Annotated in this window: 2 pseudogenes; both read left to right on the top strand. The window is 66.0% G+C overall.

Going from position 1 to position 1,126, the window contains the following annotated elements:
- Window positions 1-399, top strand: a pseudogene (locus I71_RS24400) (Tn3 family transposase); the annotation flags it as partial.
- Window positions 400-428: 29 nt separating this feature from the next.
- Window positions 429-1,126 (top strand): annotated as a pseudogene (locus tag I71_RS24395) (ISAzo13 family transposase); the annotation flags it as partial.

Raw genomic sequence — 1,126 nt, 5'->3', positions numbered from 1 at the left:
GCTTCTCCGAGCTCTTGGCGCCCCTTCGTCATTAAGAAGGAAGGCATTGACCGGAAAGCTTACGAAATCTGCGCGCTGTCCGAACTGCGTGACCGGTTGCGGACGGGCGACGTCTGGGTGGAGGGGAGCCGCCAGTACCGGGACTTCGAGAGTTGCCTCATGCCGCGTCCGACCTTCGACATCCTTCACGAGGAGGGAGCGTTGCCCGTGGCCGTTCCACGCAACGCCGACGGCCACCTTGCTGAAAGAGGCGCGGAACTCGACCGGATCGCCGCCGAAGTGGCCGGCCTTGCCGAAAAGGGGTTGCTTGAAGACGTCGACCTGTCCAACGGCGAACTCCGCGTCACGCCGATCCGGGACACGACCCCACCGGAGGCCGAAGAGCTCGGCCGCCGATCTAAGGCATTGGGCCAAAATAGACGAATCGAATGGTCTGGTCGTGCGGTAGGGGATTCTCGTCTGGAGTCGGAGCCTGTAGCTTCGGTTTGATGATTGATGAAGCCGCGCTCCGCCGCCAATACGCCCTGCTGCGTCCGAGCCTGGACGAGCGAGGCCGCCGTCTGTTCGCCGCCACGCAAGCGCAGGCCCTTGGGCATGGCGGGATCGCTGCGGTGGCGCGGGCCACCGGGATCGCGCCGAGCACGATTGGGCGCGGTTTGAAGGAGATCGCCACCGGCGTGCCGCCGTCGGGGGCGCGGTTGCGCCAGCCGGGCGGTGGACGCAAGCGGTTGACCGACCGGGATCCTCTGCTGGAGCGCACCCTGCTGGACTTGGTTTCCCCGATGACGCTGGGTTGCCCGGAGCGTCCGTTGCTGTGGGTGTCGAAGAGCCTCGAGAAGCTGGCGGCGGCGTTGCGGGACAAGGGCCATCGGGTGTCGGCCAACTCGGTGCGCCGCCTGCTGCGCCGGCTCGGCTTTTCCCGCCAGGGTAACCGTAAGGCCAATGAGGGACGCGGGCATCCCGACCGCGACGCACAGTTCGAGCACATCAATGCCCAGGTGCAGGCTTTCAGGCAGCAGGCGCTCCCGTCATCTCGGTGGACACCAAGAAGAAAGAGTTGATCGGCCCCTACAAAAATGCCGGAACCGATTGGCCCCCCAAAGGGGAGCCGCGGCGGGTGAACGTG

Origin of the sequence: Azospirillum sp. B506 (assembly GCF_000333595.1) — a bacterium.
Classification (GTDB): Bacteria; Pseudomonadota; Alphaproteobacteria; order Azospirillales; family Azospirillaceae; genus Azospirillum.
This window is presented reverse-complemented; position numbering and strand designations above follow the sequence as displayed.